This is a genomic window from Kitasatospora sp. NPDC050463, assembly GCF_040655255.1.
Classification (GTDB): Bacteria; Actinomycetota; Actinomycetes; order Streptomycetales; family Streptomycetaceae; genus Kitasatospora.
Window position 1 is genome coordinate 1 of the sequence record NZ_JBFAJO010000226.1, and the last position, 1,267, is coordinate 1,267.

Here is a 1,267-nt window from a genome sequence, read left to right on the forward strand (position 1 = left end):
AGTCCAGGAAGGTGAAGATCTACATGGCGAGGCCATCGAAGTACAGTGCGGAGTTCCGGTCGGACGCGGTGGCGTTGTGGCGGGCCTCGGCGGGACGGCGGACGTTCAAGGACGTCGCGGCCGATCTGAACGTCAACCCGGAGACACTGCGGTCCTGGGTACGAGCCGTCGAGGCCGGGACGGCGACAGGACCCGGGCGGCACGCGGAGGACGTACAGGCGGAGCTGGTCCTGCTGCGGGCGGAGAACGCGCGGCTGTCGAAGGCCGAGAAGGAATGGGCGCTCGAGCGGGAGATTCTGCGGCGGGCGGCCCAGTATTTTGCGAAGGAGATGAAGTGAGGGCCCGCCGCTGGGACTTCATCTCCGCCAACGCCGGTGACTTCGGTGTCCAGCGGCTGTGCCGGATACTCGGCGCGTCCCGCTCCGGCTACTACCGGTGGCTCGCCGGCGGTGAGACCCGCGCCGCGCGCCGGTCCGAGGACGACGCCCTGACCGCGGAGATCCAAAAGATCCACGCCGAGCACCGCGAGGCCTACGGAGTCCGACGCATCCACGCCGAGCTCCGGTCCGGCGGCCGGGCGGTGAACCGCAAACGGGTGGCCCGGCTGATGCGCGAGCACCGGATCGCCGGCCGCCACCTGCGGCGCCGTAAGCGCACCACGGTCCCGGACCCGATCGCTCCACCGGTGCCGGACCTGATCGAGCGGGACTTCACCGCCGAGCGGCTGGACGAGCGCTGGTGCGGCGACATCACCTACATCCGGGCCGGCAGCTCGTGGCTGTTCCTGGCCTGCGTGATCGACATCCGCTCGCGCCGGGTGGTGGGCTGGTCGATGGCCACCCACATGCGGACCTCGCTGGTCATCGACGCACTCGAGTCCGCGGTCGCCGCCCGGGGCGGCGACGTCACCGGAGTGATCTTCCACGCGGACCGCGGGTCTCAATATACGTCCGCCGCCTTCGCCGAGGTCTGCGACCGTCACGGCGTCCGCCGCTCGATGGGACGGGTCGGCTCGTCCTACGACAATGCCCTGGCCGAGAGCCTCTGGCAGAGCCTGAAGCGCGAGGCGCTGCACGGGATGCCGCTCATGACGGTGCCCCGGACCAGGCTCGAGGTCTTCCGCTGGCTCACCTACTACAACGCCCGTCGGCGTCACAGCGCCCTCGGCTACCTCCCACCCATCGAGTTCGAACAGCGGCACCACGCCCCGGCTAAACTCTCCCTCGCGGCATGAAACCCCTGTGTCCACACTCCAGGGGACACCTCA

Annotated in this window: 1 protein-coding gene; it reads left to right on the forward strand. The window is 69.9% G+C overall.

Annotated features, from left to right (window positions below):
- Window positions 1–23: 23 nt before the first annotated feature.
- A protein-coding gene (locus AB0J08_RS41660; protein ID WP_360645439.1) for an IS3 family transposase occupies window positions 24–1,234 on the forward strand; the annotation gives its coding sequence in 2 pieces (ribosomal slippage) (window positions 24–270 and window positions 270–1,234; 1,212 coding nt in all).
- Window positions 1,235–1,267 lie beyond the last annotated feature (33 nt).